At 70.1% G+C, this 13,743-nt stretch carries 14 protein-coding genes; 9 read left to right on the forward strand and 5 right to left on the reverse strand.

Annotated features, from left to right (window positions below; translation table 11 throughout):
• Positions 1 to 114: 114 nt before the first annotated feature.
• The 6 genes from E5671_RS28935 to E5671_RS28960 all read left to right on the forward strand — a co-directional run bounded on the left by E5671_RS28935 (position 115) and on the right by E5671_RS28960 (position 6,531).
• Positions 115 to 1,743, forward strand: coding sequence for an ATP-binding cassette domain-containing protein (locus E5671_RS28935; RefSeq protein WP_160510474.1), 1,629 nt, complete (start codon positions 115 to 117; stop codon positions 1,741 to 1,743).
• Complete coding sequence (locus tag E5671_RS28940) at positions 1,740 to 2,882, forward strand: ABC transporter permease (RefSeq protein WP_160506826.1); 1,143 nt, start codon at positions 1,740 to 1,742, stop codon at positions 2,880 to 2,882. Before E5671_RS28935 ends, E5671_RS28940 begins: the two co-directional genes overlap by 4 nt.
• The gene (locus E5671_RS46450) at positions 2,879 to 4,141 is read left to right on the forward strand and encodes an ABC transporter permease (protein WP_160506827.1); all 1,263 of its coding nucleotides are present in this window, start codon (positions 2,879 to 2,881) and stop codon (positions 4,139 to 4,141) included. The genes E5671_RS28940 and E5671_RS46450 overlap by 4 nt, the downstream gene beginning before the upstream one ends.
• Positions 4,138 to 4,542 (forward strand): cytidine deaminase, encoded by a 405-nt coding sequence (locus E5671_RS46455; protein WP_336605872.1) that lies wholly within the window; start codon positions 4,138 to 4,140, stop codon positions 4,540 to 4,542. Before E5671_RS46450 ends, E5671_RS46455 begins: the two co-directional genes overlap by 4 nt.
• Before the next feature lie 109 nt (positions 4,543 to 4,651).
• A complete protein-coding gene (locus tag E5671_RS28955) occupies positions 4,652 to 5,929 on the forward strand; it encodes a thymidine phosphorylase (RefSeq protein ID WP_160506829.1) in 1,278 nt (425 codons plus the stop codon).
• Between the two features lie 242 nt (positions 5,930 to 6,171).
• Positions 6,172 to 6,531 carry an STAS domain-containing protein gene (locus E5671_RS28960; protein ID WP_160506830.1) on the forward strand — a complete coding sequence of 120 codons (360 nt, stop codon included), beginning with the start codon at positions 6,172 to 6,174 and terminating at the stop codon, positions 6,529 to 6,531.
• Here the strand turns inward: E5671_RS28960 and E5671_RS28965 are convergent.
• The gene (locus E5671_RS28965) at positions 6,418 to 7,425 is read right to left on the reverse strand and encodes a sigma-70 family RNA polymerase sigma factor (protein WP_160506831.1); all 1,008 of its coding nucleotides are present in this window, start codon (positions 7,423 to 7,425) and stop codon (positions 6,418 to 6,420) included. The genes E5671_RS28960 and E5671_RS28965 overlap by 114 nt on opposite strands.
• Positions 7,426 to 7,584: 159 nt before the next feature.
• Positions 7,585 to 8,889: an MFS transporter gene (locus E5671_RS28970; protein ID WP_160506832.1), complete on the reverse strand. Its 1,305-nt coding sequence runs from the start codon at positions 8,887 to 8,889 to the stop codon at positions 7,585 to 7,587.
• Positions 8,890 to 8,951: 62 nt separating this feature from the next.
• On the opposite strand from E5671_RS28970, the gene E5671_RS28975 reads away from it, so the two are divergent.
• Positions 8,952 to 9,950, forward strand: a complete 999-nt coding sequence (locus tag E5671_RS28975; RefSeq protein WP_160506833.1) for a LysR family transcriptional regulator — start codon at positions 8,952 to 8,954, stop codon at positions 9,948 to 9,950.
• A gap of 176 nt (positions 9,951 to 10,126) precedes the next feature.
• On the opposite strand, the gene E5671_RS28980 is transcribed toward E5671_RS28975, so the two are convergent.
• Positions 10,127 to 10,891 carry an alpha/beta hydrolase gene (locus tag E5671_RS28980; protein WP_160506834.1) on the reverse strand — a complete coding sequence of 255 codons (765 nt, stop codon included), beginning with the start codon at positions 10,889 to 10,891 and terminating at the stop codon, positions 10,127 to 10,129.
• Positions 10,892 to 11,005: 114 nt separating this feature from the next.
• Here E5671_RS28980 and E5671_RS28985 point away from each other — a divergent pair, with 114 nt between their 5' ends.
• Positions 11,006 to 12,175, forward strand: a complete 1,170-nt coding sequence (locus E5671_RS28985) for an adenosine deaminase (RefSeq protein WP_160506835.1) — start codon at positions 11,006 to 11,008, stop codon at positions 12,173 to 12,175.
• Positions 12,176 to 12,317: 142 nt separating this feature from the next.
• Positions 12,318 to 12,752, forward strand: coding sequence for an ATP-binding protein (locus E5671_RS28990; protein ID WP_160510475.1), 435 nt, complete (start codon positions 12,318 to 12,320; stop codon positions 12,750 to 12,752).
• 94 nt (positions 12,753 to 12,846) lie between these two features.
• Here the strand turns inward: E5671_RS28990 and E5671_RS28995 are convergent, their stop codons facing one another.
• Together E5671_RS28995 and E5671_RS29000 are read right to left on the reverse strand one after the other, a co-directional pair.
• On the reverse strand, positions 12,847 to 13,050 hold the full coding sequence (locus tag E5671_RS28995; protein ID WP_160506836.1) for a PspC domain-containing protein: 204 nt from the start codon (positions 13,048 to 13,050) through the stop codon (positions 12,847 to 12,849).
• Between the two features lie 90 nt (positions 13,051 to 13,140).
• Positions 13,141 to 13,731 (reverse strand): VanZ family protein, encoded by a 591-nt coding sequence (locus tag E5671_RS29000; protein WP_160506837.1) that lies wholly within the window; start codon positions 13,729 to 13,731, stop codon positions 13,141 to 13,143.
• Positions 13,732 to 13,743 lie beyond the last annotated feature (12 nt).

The raw sequence follows: 13,743 nt of genomic DNA on the forward strand, positions 1-13,743 counted from the left end.
ACGATGGTTTCCCCCGCGCCCCGTTCGCGCGGCCCACTGCTCAACTCCCGTCGAACCAGGGGCGCTACGCGCGTAGGTGGCCCCTTTCCTGAGGATTCCCGAGGAGAGTGCGCCATCGACGCGTCCACCAGCCCTCCGCCCACCGCCAAGGCCGTTGCCGTTGAACTCACCGGCATCACCAAGCGCTTCCCGGGCGTTGTGGCCAACCACGACATCCGCCTGACCGTCCGCAAGGGCACCGTGCATGCCCTCGTCGGCGAGAACGGCGCGGGCAAGTCGACCCTGATGAAGATCCTCTACGGCATGCAGAAGCCGGACGAGGGCACCATCTCCGTCGACGGCACCCAGGTGACCTTCTCCAGCCCCGCCGACGCCATCGCGCGCGGCATCGGCATGGTCCACCAGCACTTCATGCTCGCCGACCAGCTCACGGTCCTGGAGAACATCGTTCTCGGGAGCGAGAAGCTGCACGGCATCGGCGGCGCGGCCCGCCGCAAGATCGCGGAGATATCCGACCGTTACGGCCTCGGGGTGCGCCCCGACGCCATGGTCGAGGACCTCGGCGTGGCCGACCGGCAGCGCGTGGAGATCCTCAAGGTCCTCTACCGCGGCGCCACCACGCTGATCCTCGACGAGCCCACGGCCGTGCTCGTGCCGCAGGAGGTCGACGCGCTCTTCGACAACCTGCGCGAGCTGAAGTCCGAGGGCCTGTCCGTCATCTTCATCTCCCACAAGCTGGGCGAAGTCCTGTCCGTCGCCGACGACATCACCGTCATCCGGCGCGGCACGACCGTCGGCACGGCGATCCCGTCCGAGACGACGCCCCGCCAGCTCGCCGAGCTGATGGTCGGCAGCGAGCTGCCCACCCCGGAGACCGCCGAGTCGACGGTCACCGACCGCGCGATGATCGAGGTCAGCGAGCTCAAGCTCCTCGCCGACGGCGAGTCGGGCCGTGCCCTCCTCGACGACATCTCCTTCACCATCCACGAGGGTGAGGTCCTCGGCCTCGCGGGTGTGGAAGGCAACGGCCAGACCGAGCTGATCGACGCGCTCATCGGCCTCAAGCACGCCGACTCCGGCGTCATCCGCATGGCGGGCCAGGACATCACCGCGATGGCCACGCGCCACCGCCGCGAGCAGGGCGTCGGCTACATCCCCGAGGACCGCCACCGCCACGGCCTCCTCCTGGAGTCGCCGCTCTGGGAGAACCGCATCCTCGGGCACGTCACCGAGAAGCCCAACTCCCGTGGCAAGGGCGGCTTCTGGCTCGACCCGAAGGGCGCGCAGGCCGACACCCGGCGCATCGTCGAGCAGTACGACGTCCGTACCCCCGGCATCGACGTCACGGCAGCGTCCCTCTCCGGCGGCAACCAGCAGAAGCTGATCGTCGGCCGCGAGATGAGCCACAAGCCCCGCTTCCTGATCGCCGCCCACCCCACCCGCGGTGTGGACGTCGGCGCACAGGCCCAGATCTGGGACCAGATCCGCGAGGCACGGCGCGAGGGACTCGCCGTCCTCCTCATCTCCGCGGACCTGGACGAGCTGATCGGCCTCTCCGACACCCTCCGCGTGATCTACCGCGGACGGCTCGTCGCCGACGCCGATCCGGCCACCATCACGCCGGAGGAGCTCGGCTCGGCCATGACCGGTGCGGCCTCGGGCCACCTCGAACACGTAGAAGAAGACGTAGAAGAAGACCCCGAAGAGGGCTCTGCCGGCACTTCGGAGGACGAGGCCCGATGAAGAAGTTCGACAAGGAGCGCGTGCTCCTCGCGGTGGCCGGACCGGTCATCGCGCTCGTCGTGGCCGTGGCGCTGACCTCGGTCGTGCTGCTCGCGTCGGGCAAGAACCCGATCGAGCCGTACACCCTGATGCTGGAGCAGATCAGCTACTCCGACGTCCAGGTCCTGACCATCAATCAGGCCGGGATGTACTACCTGGCCGCGCTCGCGGTGGCCATCGGCTTCCGCATGAACCTGTTCAACATCGGTGTGGACGGGCAGTACCGCCTCGCCGCGGTGACCACCGCGGTGGTCGGCGCGCACGTCGCCCTTCCGGCGCCGCTCCAGATCCCGCTCCTGATGCTGGTCGCCATGCTCACCGGCGCCTTCTGGGCGGGCATCGCGGGCATCCTCAAGACCACCCGCGGGGTCAGCGAGGTCGTCGCGACGATCATGCTCAACGCCATCGCGACGAGCGTCATCGGCTACATGACCCTCACCGACAACTTCGGTGTCCCGGTCGGCAACAACCAGACCACCGGTGAGATGCACGAGTCCGGCTGGTTCCCCGGCATCAGCATGGGCGAGTCCGGCGAGATCTACGGCTTCGTGATCATCGCCGCGCTCGCGGGCGTCCTGTACTGGCTGGTCCTCAACCGCACCCGCTTCGGCTTCGACCTGCGCGCCACCGGCGCCTCCCCGTCGGCCGCCGCGGCCTCCGGCGTGAACGCCAAGCGCATGGTCCTCAGCGCGATGCTGATCTCCGGCGCGGTCGCGGGCCTCGCGGGCATGCCGATCCTGCTCGGCGACACCCACACCTACAGCCTCAGCTTCCCCGCAGGCCTCGGCTTCACCGGCATCGGCATCGCGCTGCTCGGCCGCAACAACCCGGTCGGTATCGCCTTCGCCTCGCTGCTCTGGGCCTTCCTCGACAAGGCATCGCCCGCTCTCGACTACGCGACCCCGGTCGCGTACGACAAGGAGATCGCGGTGATCATGCAGGGCCTCATCGTGATCGCGGTCGTCGTCTCCTACGAGGCCGTACGCCGTTGGGGCCTCAAGCGCCAGCAGCGCCGCGTTGGTGAGGAACTGGCCGCCGCCGCCCGCGACAACGGCAAGAACGGCAACAACGACACCGTGAAGGAGGTGGCTGCCCGATGAGCTCGGCAACCGTAGCCAAGCCCCCGGCCAAGCAGCCCGCGCCGGGCCGCCGCCGCATATCGCTCCCCGTCCTCCTCCTGGTGATCGCGGGCGTCCTCGTCCTGACCTCCGTGGTCCGGCTGATCACCGACGCGAACGGCATCACCTCCACCGGCCAGATGTCGACCGCGCTGCGGCTCGCCGTGCCGATCGGGCTCGCGGGCCTCGGCGGTCTGTGGGCCGAGCGCGCGGGCGTGGTCAACATCGGCCTTGAGGGCATGCTCATCCTCGGCACCTGGTTCGGCGCGTTCGCCGGTTACCAGTGGGGCCCGTGGGTCGGCATCCTCTTCGGCATCCTCGGCGGCGCGCTCGGCGGTCTGCTGCACGCGATCGTCACGGTCACCTTCAACGTCAACCACATCGTCTCCGGTGTGGCCTTGAACATCCTCGCCCTGGGCGTCACGCGCTACCTCTCCACCTTCGCCTTCGAGGGCAAGGAGGGCGGTACGTCGAAGCAGTCGCCGCCGGTGGACTCGCTCGGGGAGTTCTCCGTGCCGGGTCTCTCCAACTGGCTGCAGGACCTCAACGAGAAGCACTGGTTCCTCGTCTCGGACCTCGCGGGCCTGCTCGGCGGCCTGTTCACCAACCTGTCGCCGCTCACCGTCATCGCCATCGCGATGGTGCCGCTGAGCTGGTGGGTCCTGTGGCGCACGTCGTTCGGTCTGCGCCTGCGCTCCTGCGGCGAGAACCCGGTCGCTGCCGAGTCCCTCGGCGTCAACGTCTACAAGTACAAGTACCTCGCGGTGATCATCTCCGGTGGTCTGGCGGGCCTGGGCGGCGCGTTCCTGTCGCTGGTCGCCTCCAACATCTACCTGGAGGGCCAGACCGGCGGGCGCGGCTACATCGGCCTCGCCGCCATGATCTTCGGCAACTGGATGCCGGGCGGACTCGCGCTCGGTGCCGGCCTGTTCGGTTACACCGACAGCCTGAAGCTCCGGGGCGGCGGCACGAACGTGCACGCGCTGCTCCTGCTGCTCGCGATTCTGCTGGTCATCGGCGCGGCCTACCTCATCTGGCGCAAGCGTTACGTGCCCGCGGCGATCACCGCGGCCGTCTCGGCGCTGATGTTCGCGTGGTACGGCTTGACCGACGAGGTGCCCAACCAGGTCGTCACCGCGACGCCGTACGTCGTCACGCTGCTGGTGCTCTCGCTCTCCGCCCAGCGCCTTCGGATGCCGAAGGCGGACGGCCAGCCCTACCGAAAGGGACAAGGAACGTGACCGAGACCGACTGGGAAGCGCCCGACTGGGACGCGCTGCGGGACGCTGCGCGCGAGGCCATGTCCCGTGCGTACGCGCCCTACTCAGGCTTCCCGGTCGGTGCCGCGGCCCTCGTGGACGACGGCCGCACGGTGTCGGGCTGCAACGTCGAGAACGCGTCGTACGGCCTTGGCCTGTGCGCCGAGTGCGGCCTGGTCTCACAGCTCCAGCTCACCGGGGGCGGCCGTCTGACGCACTTCACCTGCGTCGACGCCAAGGGCGAGATCCTGATGCCGTGCGGCCGCTGCCGCCAGCTGCTCTACGAGTTCGGCGGCGCGACGCTCCTCCTGGAGACGGCGGCGGGCATCCGGACCCTGGGAGAGATGCTGCCGGACCCGTTCGGCCCGCAGCACCTCAACTGACGTACGGCCCCTGCCCGTTGTGGATCTTCGGGCGGGGGCCGCCTTCATCTCGCGGCTCTATGCGCGTAGAGTCGCGATCACCGTTTTACGCGCAAAGAGGGGTTATGCCATGGACGTCATCTCCGTCATCCGTACGAAGCGGGACCGCGGCGAGCTGAGCGGCGAGCAGATCGACTGGGTCATCGACGCCTATACGCGCGGCGCGGTGGCCGACGAGCAGATGTCGGCCCTGGCCATGGCGATCCTGCTGAACGGCATGAACCGTGGCGAGATCGCCCGCTGGACGGCCGCCATGATCGCGAGCGGCGAGCGCATGGACTTCTCGTCCCTGTCCCGCCCGACGGCCGACAAGCACTCCACGGGCGGCGTCGGCGACAAGATCACGCTGCCGCTCGCCCCGCTGGTCGCCGCGTGCGGCGCGGCGGTGCCGCAGCTTTCGGGCCGGGGCCTCGGCCACACCGGCGGCACGCTGGACAAGCTGGAGGCGATCCCGGGCTGGCGCGCGCTGCTGTCCAATGAGGAGATGCTGTCGGTCCTGGACGGCGTGGGCTCGGTGATCTGCGCGGCGGGCGACGGCCTCGCCCCGGCCGACAAGAAGCTGTACGCGCTGCGGGACGTGACGGGAACGGTGGAGGCGATCCCGCTCATTGCTTCCTCGATCATGTCGAAGAAGATCGCCGAGGGCACGGGCTCGCTGGTTCTGGACGTGAAGGTCGGCACGGGCGCGTTCATGAAGACGCTGGAGGACGCGAGGGAACTGGCGTCCACGATGGTGGGCCTTGGCACGGACCACGGCGTACGCACGGTGGCCCTGCTCACGGACATGTCCACGCCGCTTGGCCTGACGGCGGGCAACGCGCTTGAGGTCCGCGAGTCGGTGGAGGTCCTCGCGGGCGGCGGCCCGTCGGACGTGGTCGAGCTGACCCTCGCGCTGGCGCGGGAGATGCTGGATGCGGCGGGGCTGCGTGATGTGGATCCGGCGAAGGCGCTGGCCGATGGCTCGGCGATGGACGTGTGGCGCCGGATGATCTCCGCCCAGGGCGGCGACCCGGACGCGACTCTCCCGGTGGCCCGGGAGACGCACGTCGTGACGGCGCCGTCGTCCGGCGTCCTCACCCGCCTCGACGCGTACGACGTCGGCGTCGCCGCGTGGCGTCTTGGGGCGGGGCGTGCGCGTAAGGAGGACGTGGTGCAGGCGGGTGCGGGCGTGGAGCTGCACGCGAAGCCGGGCGCGTCCGTGGCCGCTGGCCAGCCCCTGATGACCCTGCACACGGACACCCCCGAGCGGTTCGAGTACGCCTTGCAGGCGGTGGCGGGTTCCTTCGACATCGCCCCGGAGGGCACGGGCTTCGCGGCGACGCCGATTGTGTTGGACCGCATCGCGTAGGGGTTTCTTTTCCCCAACCCCGCCCCTTCCCGAAAACCCGCTGCGCGGGGGCGTCCTCAAACGCCGGACGGCTGAAAATTAGCCCCTCCGGCGTTTGAGGAGCGGGGTCTGGGGCGGAGCCCCAGGTAGGTCCGGGGCGCAGGCACGGTTTTCGGGAAGGGGCGGGGTTGGGGAAAAGCCCGCCGCAGGCGCGAGGCGCGGCCTACCGATGAGTTCCAGGCCCCCGCACGGTCTCCCTCAACGTGGAAGCCATAACCCCGCCAGACCTGACCCTCACCGGCACCCTCGACCGAGAGGCCACGCACCGCCTCTGCGAGGAGGCCCGCGCCACGCTGCAAGCCAGCGACGCGGACGTCCTCGTATGCGACGTCGCAGGCGTAGGCCCGCCAGTCCTGGCGGCGATAGACGCCCTCGCCCGCCTACAACTCACCGCCCGCCGCACCGGCGGCCGGATCCGCCTCCGCAACCCGGCCCCGCACCTGCGCGAACTACTGCACCTCGTCGGGCTCCCCATTGAGATCGAGATGGGCCGGCAGGCCGAACAGCGGGAACCACCGCGGCGTGTCCAGGAAGCAGTGGAAGCCCGCGATCCGCCCCTCTGAGATCTCGATGACCTGAACCGCCCACGGCGCGAACCCGCCCTTCTCCGGGTCGGGCTTGTAGTGGGCGAAGCCCGGAGTGCCGTTGACCTCCACCGGGAACAGCTTGCTGTCGGCGCAGGAGGCGCCGATGGTCGACATGAAGCCGGTGATGTCGGACGTGCCGCGCAGCCACAGGTCGAACGGGGGCATCGTCATGATGGCGTCTTCGTGCAGCAGCGCCGTCAGCGCCGCCATGTCGTAACCCTCGAAGGCCGCGACATACCGCTCGAGCAGCTTCTGCTGTTCGTCGTCCAGGGGATCGGACACGGCCGTGTCGTCGCCCGGTCCCTCGGCCAGCGTCGCCCGCGCCCGCTGCAACGCGCTGTTGACGGAGGCCACCGAGGTGTCGAGGAGCTCGGCGGCCTCGCTGGCCTTCCAGGCGAGGACCTCGCGCAGGATCAGCACGGCCCGCTGCTTGGGCGGCAGTTGCTGGAGCGCGGCGACGAAGGCGAGCCGCACCGATTCCTTGGCCACGGCCGCCTCCGCGGGGTCGCTGACGGAGGGCAGCACGCGCGCGTCCGGCATCGGCTCCAGCCACACATTGTCCGGGCGGGGAGTGAGCGCGGCCTGCGCGAGCGGCGCCGCCGCGGTCAGGTCCATGGGGCGGGCGCGGCGGTTGCCGGCGTTCAGCATGTCCAGGCAGACGTTCGTCGCGATCCTGTACAGCCACGACCTCAGGCTGGAGCGGCCCTCGAACTTCTCGTAGCTCCGCCAGGCGCGCACCATCGTGTCCTGCACCGCGTCCTCGGCCTCGAAGGCCGAGCCCAGCATGCGATAGCAGTACCCGGTCAGCTCGACCCGGTGCTTCTCCAGCGTGACGTCCAGTTCCGACGTCGTCCCTGCGATGTCAGTCATCCCAACCCACCCCTGCGGCTGCCACGAAAGTCCCAGCACTTTGGAAGCTACCGCAGCCCACTGACAACGGCCCCCGGAGTGGGAAAACCCGCAGGCGGGAGGAGGGTCGCCCGGGGCAGCTGGTGCGCGCCCGGGACGGCTAGTGCGCGCCCGGGACGGCTAGTGCGCGGCCACAAGCCCCCGCCGAGCCCGCCGCTCCTGGACGCGAGCCACGTGCGACCCCCACACGGTGAGCGACACGACGCCGAGCACCGCGAGGAGACCCAGGCCCACCGTCCCCGCCCAGCCCCCCGCGTGGAAGGCGACCGCGCCGAGCGTGCCGCCCGCGCTTGAGCCCAGGTAGTACGCGGACTGGTAGAGCGCCGAAGCCTGCGCACGCCCCGTGGTGGCCGTACGGCTCACGGACGACGAGGCGACCGCGTGACCGGCGAAGAAGCCGGCGGTGATCAGGACGAGCCCGAGCAGCACCATGACCAGGGACTCGGAGAGCGAGAGCAACAGCCCGCCCGCCGTCGTGCTCACCGCCAGGTACAGCGCCCCGCGCCGGCCGAGCCGAGCCACCAGCTTCCCGGCGGCGGCCGACGAGACCGTACCGACGAGATAGACCAGGAAGATCGAGCCGATGATGCCCTGCGGGAGCGAGAAGGGCGCCTCGGTGAGGCGGTAGCCGATCACCGTGTAGACCGCGCCGAACACGGTCATGAACAGCGCGCCGATCGCGTACAGGCGGCACAGCAGCGGGTTGGAGAGGTGTGAACGGATCGTGCGGCCAAGGGCCTTGGGGTTGAGCGAGCCCGCCGTGAAGTGCCGCGGCGAGGGGAGCAGCGCGCGGAAGGCGAGGGCGCACAGGACGGCCACGACACCCACCACGCCCAAGGCCACGCGCCAGCCCCATGCCTGCGCGACCCAGCCGGTGATGATGCGCCCGCTCATGCCGCCGATGGAGTTCCCCGCCACGAACATGCCGATCGCGGCGACCAGCGCCTTGGGCCTGACCTCTTCCGCGAGGAAGGCCATCGCGGACGCCGGAAGCCCGGCGAGCGCCGCACCCTGCACGGCACGCAGCGCGATGAGGGCGCCGATGGAGGGCGCGAAGGGGACGAGGAGACCCACGACCACCGCGACCGTCAGCGAAACCGTCATCAGCGTCCGGCGCCCGAACCGCTCGCTGAGCGCGCTCAGGGGCAGTACGAAGAGGGCCAGCGCGCCCGTGGCGGCCGACACCGTCCAGCTCGCGGAGCTCGCGCTGACGCCGAAGTCGGCGGAGACGAGGGGGAGCAGCGCCTGCGTGGAGTAGAGGAGGGCGAAGGTGGCGACACCGGCGAGGAAGAGGGCGAAGCTCATCCGGCGGTAGCCGGGGCCGCCGGGGGTCAGCCGGGAGTCGGCTTCGGGAAAGGCATCGGTGGACGACGGAGGAAGGGCGGCCGCGTGGGTGGCGGACGCCCCGCTACTGGCAGGAGGCATGTGTCGAACGTAGGCACACGTGACTCATCCGTCCAATGCATGGACTGGCCATAATCGTTCCCATGGTGCATGAGCGCAGTTCAGAGCGGCGTCTGTCGCAGAGCAGTTACGTAGGAGACATCGGCGGCGGCGCTTCGGTGCCCGCCGAGCTGACCCCCGGTTCCTGGTCGGCCCTGCTCTCTCCCCGTCTCGCCTACTTCGCGGGAGTGGCCCGTACCGAACACGTGACGCGGGCCGCGCAGGAGATGCAGGTGCCGCAGTCGACGCTGTCGCGAGCGCTGGTGCGCCTCGAACAGGACCTGGGGGTCGACCTGTTCGCGCGCCACGGCCGTACGGTGTCGCTCACCCCGGCGGGGCGGACCTTCCTCGCCTCCGTCGAGCGGGCGCTCGGTGAGGTGGAGCGGGCCGCGGAGTCCGTACGGGCGGACGCGGATCCGGCGTCGGGCAAGGTGGCCTTCGGTTTCCTGCACACGATGGGCTCGGAGACGGTGCCCGGCCTGATCCGCGCCTTCCGCGCGGACCATCCGAGGGTCCGCTTCAGCCTCGTACAGAACTACGGGGAGGCGATGATCGAGCGGCTGCGTGCGGGCGAGCTGGATCTCTGCCTCACCTCGCCCGTGCCGGACGCTCCCGATCTCGTCGCCCGCCGGCTGGACGAGCAACGTCTGCGTCTCGTCGTGCCGGACGACCACCGTCTCGCTTCCCGGAAGCGGGTCCGCCTCGCGGAGGCGGCGGACGAGGCCTTCGTGACCCTCGAACCCGGCTACGGCCTGCGGCGCATCACGGACGACCTCTGCCAGGAGGCCGGTTTCAAGCCGCGGATCGCGTTCGAGGGGGAGGAGGCGGAAACACTGCGGGGCCTGGTGGCGGCGGGCCTCGGGGTGGCCCTCCTGCCACCACCGGCCGTCCCGCGCCCGGGAGTCGTGGAACTGACGGTGACGGGGCAGCGGGCGGTCCGCGAGATCGGCGTGGCCTGGCTGGACGGGCATCCGGATACTCCGCCGGTGGCGGCGTTCAAGAGGTTCTTGCTGGGGAGGAGGGGGCGGTTGCTGCCGGAATAGTCATGGCGCGGGGGCCTTGCGCACCCTTGATCACCGGCTTCGCCGAGTTCGTCCTCAAACGCCGGACGGGCTGAAAAAAATTCAGCTGCGGGGCAATCGGGTGGGTGGGCGGGAAGATTAGCCCCTCCGGCGTTTGAGGAGCGGGGTCTGGGGCGGAGCCCCAGTTTCGGCCGCGCTCAGTGCCGCATCGACTCCCCGAAGCCCGCGGCGAGCGGCATCCGGAGACCCAGCGGCGGCGGAGCCGCCAGTGCGTCCTCCAAGGGGCGCGAATACGCGTGCCCGAACAGCGATCCCAGGACGAAGTCCGAAGCCAGCGCCTGGACTTCGGCATGGTGCTGCTGCAACCGGTGGCCGTCGGAGTGGACTTCGAACCGGCACACTTCCCGGTTCGCCTTCTTCGCCCGCTCCGCGAGCCGGAACGAAAGCTCCGGATCGGTCCGCTCGTCATTCGTGCCGTGCACGATCAGGACCCGCCGCCCCGCGAGCTGCTTCACCGGTTCGGGCGAGGCGGCCACATCGTCCTCGGGCAGCCAGGGGGCCAGTGCGAGAACGGAGTTGACCGCGTCGTGCCCGGCGACCCGCAGCGCGGCCCGGCCGCCCATGTCCCTGCCGACGAGGCAGATGGAGACGTCGCCGTAGAGGCGGACGATCTCGTCCGCCGCCCACTCCGCGTCCCGCGCGAGCTGCGCCTGCGCCCCGTTCCACCCGCGGTAGCGGTAGTGCACGACGTGCGCCGCCAGGCCTTCGCCCCTGCCGTCGTGGGCGAGCCTGCGGCCGAGCGCGCGCACCGCGTTCGCGGCGAACGGGGACGGCTTGCGGGCGGAGGTCTCGTGGCCGCCGGGGAGCAGCAGCACCGCGCCGCTGACCGCCGAAGGACGGGTGCCGATCACGCGCCCGAGCCTGGCCGCGCGCGCGGAATCGGGCGTCGCTTGCTGTGCCATGACAGAACAGTGTCAGAAGCGATGGTGTACGCGACCCGTCCGCGGGGTCACTGTTACGTATCGACCCGTGAGATCCCCCGGGCGATCTACGCGCGTAGGCGCTAGAGTGCCGAAATGACGAGCCAGACCACCAAAGCCGGTCAGACGGACCGCGAAACGCCCAGCGCCGAACAGATCCGCCGCGCCCCGAAGGTGCTCCTGCACGACCACCTCGACGGCGGCCTGCGCCCCGGCACGATCGTCGACCTCGCCCGCGATTCGGGGTACGAGGGCCTGCCCGAGACCGACCCCGACAAGCTGGGGATCTGGTTCAGGGAAGCCGCCGACTCCGGTTCGCTGCCGCGCTATCTGGAGACCTTCGCCCACACCTGCGCTGTCATGCAGACGAAGGACGCCCTCAAGCGCGTGGCGGCCGAGTGCGCCGAGGACCTCGCCGAGGACGGCGTCGTGTACGCCGAGATCCGGTACGCCCCCGAGCAGCACCTGGAGCAGGGCCTCACCCTCGAAGAGGTCGTCGAGGCCGTCAACGAAGGCTTCCGGGAGGGCGAGCGGCGCGCCAAGGCCAACGGCCACCGCATCCGCGTGGGTGCGCTGCTCACCGCCATGCGGCACGCGGCCCGCGCCCTGGAGATCGCCGAACTCGCCAACCGCTACCGCGACCTGGGCGTCGTCGGCTTCGACATCGCGGGCGCGGAGGCGGGCTTCCCGCCCACCCGCCACCTCGACGCGTTCGAGTACCTCAAGCGCGAGAACAACCACTTCACCATCCACGCGGGTGAGGCCTTCGGTCTGCCGTCCATCTGGCAGGCCCTGCAGTGGTGCGGCGCCGACCGCCTCGGCCACGGCGTGCGGATCATCGACGACATCCAGGTCGCCGAGGACGGCACCGTGAAGCTCGGCCGCCTCGCCAGCTACGTACGCGACAAGCGCATCCCCCTGGAGATGTGCCCCAGCTCCAACCTGCAGACGGGCGCGGCGAGCTCGTATGCCGAGCACCCCATCGGCCTGCTGCGCAAGCTGCACTTCCGGGCCACGGTGAACACCGACAACCGGCTGATGTCCGGCACCAGCATGAGCCTCGAATTCGAGCACCTGGTCGGCACTTTCGGTTACACGCTCGACGACATGCAGTGGTTCACAGTCAATGCGATGAAATCAGCGTTCATTCCTTTCGATGAACGCCTTGCCATGATCAATGACGTGATCAAGCCCGGATATGCCGAGCTGAAGTCCGAATGGCTGTTCCGTCAGACCGCCTCCACCAGGGCTTCTGTCGATGTGTAACAGAAATTGAGGCAATGTGGACGCGGCCGGGAACACTAATTCCCGGCCGCGTTTTTGCTGTTTCGCTGTTTGCGGACTGCCCCTTCACATGTTTACGGTCATGGGCCGCTCGAAAGTCCCCGTCATCAAGGACGCATTGAAGATGAAGCAGTCTGCCGCCAAGACCCTCGGTGTCGCCGCTCTCGGCGCCGCCTTCGCCGCCGCGGGCGCGGGTGCCGCCAACGCCGCGCCGGCCCTGCCCGACGCCACGGGCGCACTGGGTTCCGCCACCACCATGCTGCCCATGGAGCAGGTCGGCGAGAAGCTGCCCGCCGGTGGCCCCGAGGCGATCGCCGCCGGCCAGAACGTGCTCGGCAGCACCCTGCAGGCCTCCGCGCCGACCGTCGACAAGCTCGGCGAGAGCATGAAGGACGCCGACGACAGGGGCAAGCCCGCCGCGGCCGACCCGCTCTCCGGTCTGCTCGGTGGCCTGCCGGTCGCCAAGGCCCTGCCCCTGGACGGTCTGCCCCTCCAGGGTCTGCCCCTCCAGGGCCTGCCCGCCGAGGGTCTGGCCTTGAACGGTCTGCCGCTCGGCTGATCCTCGCGGTCTCCGCACACGCCGATGGGGCGCGCCCTCCTGCGAGGGTGCGCCCCATCGGCGTACGCGTGCGGTGGCGGCGAGGGCCGCCGGTTCACCAGGCTGCCTGCCTGGCCTTGCCCTCCGAGGGCAACAGGACCCAGAGCGCTATGTAGAGCAGGAACTGCGGGCCGGGAAGCAGACACGAGAGCACGAAGATCACGCGCATCGTGGTCGCCGACGTGCCGAAACGCTTGGCGAGGGCGGCGCACACTCCGCCGATCATCCGGCCGTGGGTGGGGCGGGCAAGGGCGGTCATGGTGGCTCCTTCGTGAACCGTCGGTATGAGGTCCGGGGGCGTTTTCCCGATGACTCAAAGCTACGTTCACGAAGCGGGCAAAGCGTCGCTCTAGGGTGCGATACCGACCCTGGGAATCGTCGGGGTCGACCCCTGAGAAGCGTCCTCCCGCAGGAGGGCCGCGCGATGCTCCACATCAGTACGGCGGCGGAGCCTGGCCCTGGCCGCGGGCACCACGGCGAGATGCGCGAGGGCCACGCCCACGGCGTTCAGGAACAGCGAGTCGATGTCGACGACCTGCCCGGGGACTCCGGTCTGCAGCAGTTCGATGCCGAGCGAGATCAGCGCGCCCGCCGCGACCGTCCGCACCAGCGAACCCAGCGGTGACACATGGACCCGCCCCCCGGCGAGCGGAAGCAGCACGCCGAGCGGGGCCAGGAGCAGCAGACTGCCGCCTATCTGCCGCGCCGCCTGGACAGGGCCGAGCGCCAGATCCGCCTTGATGCCGGCGAACGGCTGAAGATTCGCCGCGCTGACCCAGGGCACGTCCAGTGGACGCAGCGTGAACCATCCGACGAGCAGAAGATGCGCGACGAGGAGGAATCCCCCTGTCGCACGGAAGCGGATGGCGGCCCCGTGGCCGCCCGAGCCTTGACGCACGCCCCCCAAGACGCGACTAGCGGCAGGATCGGTTCCGCGCATCTACTCCCGGTA

It is taken from the genome of Streptomyces sp. BA2, from assembly GCF_009769735.1.
Taxonomy (GTDB): Bacteria; Actinomycetota; Actinomycetes; order Streptomycetales; family Streptomycetaceae; genus Streptomyces.

Coding starts and splice junctions, on each gene's coding strand:
- E5671_RS28940 (WP_160506826.1), top strand. CDS start 1,740: ATGAAGAAGTTCGACAAGGAGCGCGTGCTCCTCGCGGTGGCCGGACCG.
- E5671_RS46450 (WP_160506827.1), top strand. CDS start 2,879: ATGAGCTCGGCAACCGTAGCCAAGCCCCCGGCCAAGCAGCCCGCGCCG.
- E5671_RS28955 (WP_160506829.1), top strand. CDS start 4,652: ATGGACGTCATCTCCGTCATCCGTACGAAGCGGGACCGCGGCGAGCTG.
- E5671_RS28965 (WP_160506831.1), bottom strand. CDS start 7,425: ATGACTGACATCGCAGGGACGACGTCGGAACTGGACGTCACGCTGGAG.
- E5671_RS28970 (WP_160506832.1), bottom strand. CDS start 8,889: ATGCCTCCTGCCAGTAGCGGGGCGTCCGCCACCCACGCGGCCGCCCTT.
- E5671_RS28975 (WP_160506833.1), top strand. CDS start 8,952: ATGGTGCATGAGCGCAGTTCAGAGCGGCGTCTGTCGCAGAGCAGTTAC.
- E5671_RS28980 (WP_160506834.1), bottom strand. CDS start 10,891: ATGGCACAGCAAGCGACGCCCGATTCCGCGCGCGCGGCCAGGCTCGGG.
- E5671_RS28985 (WP_160506835.1), top strand. CDS start 11,006: ATGACGAGCCAGACCACCAAAGCCGGTCAGACGGACCGCGAAACGCCC.
- E5671_RS28990 (WP_160510475.1), top strand. CDS start 12,318: ATGAAGCAGTCTGCCGCCAAGACCCTCGGTGTCGCCGCTCTCGGCGCC.
- E5671_RS28995 (WP_160506836.1), bottom strand. CDS start 13,050: ATGACCGCCCTTGCCCGCCCCACCCACGGCCGGATGATCGGCGGAGTG.
- E5671_RS29000 (WP_160506837.1), bottom strand. CDS start 13,731: ATGCGCGGAACCGATCCTGCCGCTAGTCGCGTCTTGGGGGGCGTGCGT.